The organism is Xylophilus sp. ASV27 (assembly GCF_016428875.1).
In the GTDB taxonomy this organism is placed as follows: Bacteria; Pseudomonadota; Gammaproteobacteria; order Burkholderiales; family Burkholderiaceae_C; genus Xylophilus.
The window spans coordinates 1-5,248 of the sequence record NZ_JAELTO010000175.1 but is presented as its reverse complement, the minus strand read 5'-3'; the positions used below and the strand labels follow the sequence as shown (position 1 = coordinate 5,248).

Here is a 5,248-nt window from a genome sequence, read left to right as displayed (position 1 = left end):
TGTGTCAGTTGCTCGTGCCGCTGGCCCCCAGGCTGATCCTGCTGGAGGCCACCGGCGGCTACGAGCAAGACCTGGCACTGGCCTTGGCTGGCACAGGCTTGCGGGTGTCTGTGGTCAACCCACGCCAAGCGCGTGACTTTGCACGCTGCGTGGGCAAGCTGGCCAAGACCGACCGCATCGGCACGCGCTTCAATCCGGTCCTCAAGGCCTTCCATGCCAAGCTGCTGGCCGCAGGCAAAGCCAAGAAGGTCGCGCTGGTCGCCTGCATGCACAAGCTGCTGGTCATCCTGAACGCGATCGCTCGCACCAGATCGCCTTGGCGCGATGACTTCGCTGAGCGTCTTTGAGCTAGTCATTCAAGATGGTTGCTGTCGTTGATTTGCATGCATTCCAGGTCAGCCGATGCGGGCAGAAATGCCGCCATCGACCATGATTTCGGCGGAGGTAACGTACTTGGATTCGTCACTCGCCAGCCACAGCGCCGTGGTGGCCACGTCCCATGCCTCCCCCATGTGGCCCATGGGGCACTGCCGGTCCCGCTTGGCCAGCATTTCCTCCTGCGAGGCCTCCCGGTACTCGTCCGCCAGCGACAGCACGGGCTGTCGGACCATGGGCGTGTTCATCAGGCCCGGCATCAGCACGTTCGAGCGGATGCCCCGCTGGGCGTATTCCAGGGCAACGCTGCGGGAGAAGCCGAGCACCGCGGCCTTCGAGGCGCTGTAGGACACGTAGGCGACGCCGCTGTCGCGCACGCCGGCCACCGAGCCGATGTTGACGATGCTCCCTCGGCCTTTCCGGAGCATGGAGGGGATCGCATGCTTGCAGGTCAAGAACATGGAAGTGAGGTTGATGTCGAAGACCAAGCGCCAGTCCTCCAGGCTCTGCTCGACGACCCCGCCCAGACGAGCGGTGCCGACGTTGTTCACCAGGATGTCAATGTCGCCATAGGTGGCGATGCAGTCCTGGACCAGCGCCTGCACCGCGCCAGCATCGGTCACATCGCATGGGGCGACGCTCATGGCCCCGCCCTCCTGCCGCACGATCGCCTCGGTCTCCCGCGCCGCGTCCATATGGACGTCGCAGCCATAGACCTTGGCCCCCTCGCGAGCGAACAACACGGCCATGGCCTTGCCATTGCCCCAGCCGGGCCCCGACGATCCGCAACCGGTCACCAGGGCCACCTTGCCTTCCAGGCGTTTCACCATGACCACGCCTCTCAGTCCGCGCGCCCGTACAGGGTCACCACGGTGGCGCCGCCCAGGCCCGCGTTGTGCTGCAGGGCCAGGCGCGCGCCCTCCACCTGGCGTGCCTCGGCGCTGCCGCGCAACTGATGGGTCAGCTCGTAGCACTGCGCCAGGCCGGTCGCGCCCAGCGGATGGCCCTTGGACAGCAGCCCGCCCGAGGGGTTGACGACGACCGCACCGCCATAGGTGTTACTGTCCGATTCGACAAAGGCCTGGCCCTCGCCGACGGCGCAGAAACCCAGGCCCTCGTAGCTAAGCAACTCGTTCTGCGCAAAGCAGTCGTGCAGTTCGCACACGTCGATGTCCTGCGGCCCCACACCCGCCGCTTCATAGACCTGGCGGGCGGCCTCGCGCGTCATGTCGAAGCCCACGACGGAAATCGCCGACTTGTCGGCGAACACGCCGGGGCGGTCGGACACCAGCGATTGGGCCAGCACCTGCACGTTGGCGGCCAGCCCCATCTTCTGGGCAAACTTCTTGCTCACGAAAACGGCCGCTGCGGCACCGCAGGTCGGCGGGCAGGCCATCAGGCGGGTCATGGCGCCGGGCACGAGGGGCGAGCTGGCCAGCACTTCTTCCACCGTCACCTCCTTGCGGAAAAGCGCCAGCGGATTACGCGCGGCGTGGCGGCTGGCCTTGGCGCGAATCCTGGCGAAGGTGTCCAGCGGGGTGCCGTACCGCTCCATGTGCTCGCGGCCCGCCGCGCCGAAGTAGCGGATCGCCATGGGCAGCTCGGGGTGGCCGAATATCTCGTCCATGACCCCGTTGAAGTGGTCGAGCGGATCGGGTCGGTCGTCCCAATACGCCCTCAGGGCGCCGGCGGGCATCTGCTCGAAGCCCACCGCCAATGCGCAGTCCGCCGAGCCATTGGCCACGGCCTTGCGTGCCAGGTACAGGGCCGTGGAGCCGGAGGAGCAGTTGTTGTTGACATTGATCACCGGCACCCCGGTCATGCCGACCTCATAGACCGCGCGCTGGCCGCTGGCCGAGTCGCCATAGACGTAGCCCGCATAGACGTCCTGCACGTCGGAGTAGGCAAGGCCCGCGTCCTGCAGCGCCTCGCGGATGGCCTGCGCGGCCATTTCCGGGTACGGCAGGTTGTCGCCGGGTTTCTTGAAAGGGGTCATGCCGACACCGGCAACGAGAACGGGCTCTTGCATTGCGATACCTCCGGGTTGAATCACCAAATGTGCGTCAGGAAACCATGCGCTCCTGCGTGTGCCAATACTTCTTGCGGACTTCCTTCTTCAGGACTTTGCCCACCGCGCTGCGCGGCAGCTGCGCGACGATCTCAACCTCCTTGGGCGCCTTGACGCTGCCCAGGCGGTCCTTGACGAACTGGATGAGAGTCTGCGGCTCCACGGACTGGCCTGCGCGCAGTTCAATGACCGCCCTGACGGCCTCGCCCCACTTGTCATCGGGCACGCCGATGACGGCGCAGTCCTTCACGGCTGGGTGGGCCATTACGGCGGCCTCGACCTCGGACGAGAAAACGTTGAAACCGCCTGTGACGATCATGTCTTTCTTGCGGTCGACGATGAACAGGAAGCCCTGCTCGTCGAAGTAGCCCACGTCACCCGTGCAGTGCCAGCCGTGGCGCTGCACTTCGGCCGTGGCCTCGGGGTTCTTGTAATAGCCCGCGGTCACGATGTCGCCTTGCGCGACGATCTCGCCCACGGCCCCCGGCTGGGTGAGCAGGTTGCCGTCGTCGTCCATGATGGCTACCCGCGTGAAGGGGAAGCGGCGCCCAGCGCTCAGCAGGCGCTGGCGGGGCGCGACCTGCCCGTCGATGAAATGGTCCTCGACCCGGAGCACGGAGATCGCGCCAGGAACTTCCGCCTGGCCATAGATCTGCAGCATTACCGGGCCGAAAATCTCAATGGCTTCCGCTAGCTTGTCAGGCGACATGGGCGCAGCGCCATACATGAGGTAGCGCAGCGCAGAAAAGTCGAAATCGCGGACGTTGGGCTGCGCCAGCAGCGTATAGATGACTGTTGGGGGAAGGAACAGCATGTTGACCCGCTCCTGCTCGATCACCTTGAGCAGGTTCTGCGGATCAATCCCGTCCATCAGGACGACGCGACCACCGCGCGCCATGAAGGGCAGCGACACCAGCCCCGCCGTGTGGGTGATAGGTGCCGCCGCCAGCACGGTCATGCAGTCGGTAATGTGCATGGCCGACATATGGTTGGCCATGGTCGCAGTGAGGTTGCGGTGGCTGAGCATGACACCCTTCGAACGCCCCGTGGTGCCACCGGTACCCATGATCATGGCCAGCCCCTGCGGCTGCAGCGGCGCCGCGTACATCTCGGGCGACTGGCCCTGGATCAGCCGAGCGATCGACAGATCCGGCCCATCGGCTTCTTCCAGGGCTATGTAGTGACGAATGCGGGGGATCTTGCCGCGGATCTCTGCCACTTGGCCGACATAGCGGGCTTGGTAGAAAAGGACGTCGCAGTCCATATCCTGCAGGAACTCGATGTTGGTCTCCACACTGTTGCGCGCATTGACGGGCAGCCAGACACCCCCTCCGCGCAACACCCCCAGCAGCGCTACGAAAGCGGCCCCGGCATTGCCGCTGAGCACTGCACCGTGAAAACCAGGTGCGAGCCCCAAGGCCCGCAGCCCCCGTGCGATCTGGCACGTGAGCGCTCCCGCTTGCGCATAGGTGGCGACCGAGGTATCACGCCCGCAGTCCACGAAACAAGGTGCATCCGGATGGCTGGCAACACCAGCATCGAAATAGTCCAGCAGATTCATTGCTGTGCTTCTCCGTTCAAGTCAAGTCTGGTTCGGTGGAACAGCTATCGCCGACAATTCACATGCCTGCGGCAGCGGCGTTCAGCTGGAGGCCTCTGCATTCGGTGATGCGCTATGCACGCTGTTCAAGCGGTACCATTTCTTTTAAATTGGTACCATTAGACGCGCTCGATTGGTACCAAGTCAATTGATTTGGTACCAATCATCACTAGGAGAAACCCGCATGAAAAAAAAGCTCACAGACGAGGAGTTCTTCGATGCGCTGACCCATCTGCTCCTTACGGAGGGCATCAAAGGCCTGACCGTGGGTGAAATCGCCACACGAATGCACTGCTCGCGGCGGCGCCTCTACGACATTGCGCAGACAAAGGAAGAGATCTTCTGCGCCGTCGTGCAACGCTTTTTCGACAGCGTCCTAGGACAGGGCGAAGCACTGATCCACCGTGAACAGGATTTGACGACGGCACTCGCTACCTACCTGAACGTAGGCGTTCAGGCGGCCAGTCGCATCGGTGTCCAGTTCCTGAAGGACATCGAAGATTCAGCAGTTGCCAGAGGCATCTTCGATCACTACCAGCAGGCCCGCACCCTGAGGCTGTCCCAACTCATCGACGAGGGGGTGCACCAGGGTGTCTTCGCACCCTGCCACGGGCTGGTCGTATCCGAACTCATTCTGGGAGCCGCACTAAGGCTGCGCCGCCCGGCATTCCTCGCCCAAGCCAACCTGACCATCGAGGATGCCTTCCAGGAGTTCTACCGGGTACTGCTGGGTGGGCTCCTGATCGACTCCGCCACTCCCAAAGCGGCCCACAGCGGCACGCGGAAAGGCCGAGGCACCGCGCAGCGCGCTTCCACAAAGAAAGATGTAGATGTTGGTGCTGATGAAGTTGGCACGATGCTGCTGGCCGCCTGGAATCGTGATTAGTTGGCTCCAGCCATGGATCCGCCCGTGATCGAGAACGATTGCCCTTTGAGCAAAAAAGAGCGCCCCACTGGAGCTGGTCTTACTGTGTCATAAAAGATGCGTTGCGCTTGCCCTTCCGCAGCAGGGACACTGGCCGAGACGAGCGATCAGCTGATAGCTCAGTCGATGGCGCAGTGTCGTGATCGAAGTCGGCACGTGGCGTTGCGCGCGCAGGACTGCCTCGGGGGACGTAATCCTCGGGAAGGGCAGGCACCTGGCGTTCGATGAAGTTTTTTTTATCGCCGACAGACTTGTCGGCGACGAGGCGCTCGGCCATGAG

Annotated in this window: 4 protein-coding genes and 2 pseudogenes; 2 read left to right on the top strand and 4 right to left on the bottom strand. The window is 63.6% G+C overall.

The annotated features are described in order from the left end of the window. Positions 1-188, top strand: a pseudogene (locus JHD63_RS25095) (IS110 family transposase); the annotation flags it as partial. 207 nt (positions 189-395) lie between these two features. On the opposite strand, the gene JHD63_RS21635 reads toward JHD63_RS25095, so the two are convergent. Genes JHD63_RS21635 through JHD63_RS21625 form a run of 3 tightly spaced genes read right to left on the bottom strand, consistent with a single transcriptional unit; the run spans position 396 to position 4,004 of the window. Next, positions 396-1,205 (bottom strand): SDR family NAD(P)-dependent oxidoreductase, encoded by an 810-nt coding sequence (locus tag JHD63_RS21635; protein WP_198972865.1) that lies wholly within the window; start codon positions 1,203-1,205, stop codon positions 396-398. Between the two features lie 11 nt (positions 1,206-1,216). Beyond that, positions 1,217-2,404, bottom strand: coding sequence for a lipid-transfer protein (locus JHD63_RS21630; RefSeq protein WP_198972864.1), 1,188 nt, complete (start codon positions 2,402-2,404; stop codon positions 1,217-1,219). A gap of 34 nt (positions 2,405-2,438) precedes the next feature. Continuing rightward, a complete protein-coding gene (locus JHD63_RS21625) occupies positions 2,439-4,004 on the bottom strand; it encodes an AMP-binding protein (protein ID WP_198972863.1) in 1,566 nt (521 codons plus the stop codon). A 223-nt stretch (positions 4,005-4,227) separates the two neighbouring features. Between JHD63_RS21625 and JHD63_RS21620 the strand changes: the two genes are divergently transcribed. After that, on the top strand, positions 4,228-4,929 hold the full coding sequence (locus JHD63_RS21620) for a TetR/AcrR family transcriptional regulator (RefSeq protein WP_198972862.1): 702 nt from the start codon (positions 4,228-4,230) through the stop codon (positions 4,927-4,929). Between the two features lie 79 nt (positions 4,930-5,008). Here JHD63_RS21620 and JHD63_RS24240 read toward each other — a convergent pair. After that, a pseudogene (locus JHD63_RS24240) lies at positions 5,009-5,248 on the bottom strand (IS701 family transposase); the annotation flags it as partial.

Excerpts from the sequence above, each read along its gene's own strand:
- JHD63_RS21635 (WP_198972865.1), bottom strand. The coding sequence starts at position 1,205 with ATGGTGAAACGCCTGGAAGGCAAGGTGGCCCTGGTGACCGGTTGCGGA.
- JHD63_RS21630 (WP_198972864.1), bottom strand. The coding sequence starts at position 2,404 with ATGCAAGAGCCCGTTCTCGTTGCCGGTGTCGGCATGACCCCTTTCAAG.
- JHD63_RS21625 (WP_198972863.1), bottom strand. The coding sequence starts at position 4,004 with ATGAATCTGCTGGACTATTTCGATGCTGGTGTTGCCAGCCATCCGGAT.
- JHD63_RS21620 (WP_198972862.1), top strand. The coding sequence starts at position 4,228 with ATGAAAAAAAAGCTCACAGACGAGGAGTTCTTCGATGCGCTGACCCAT.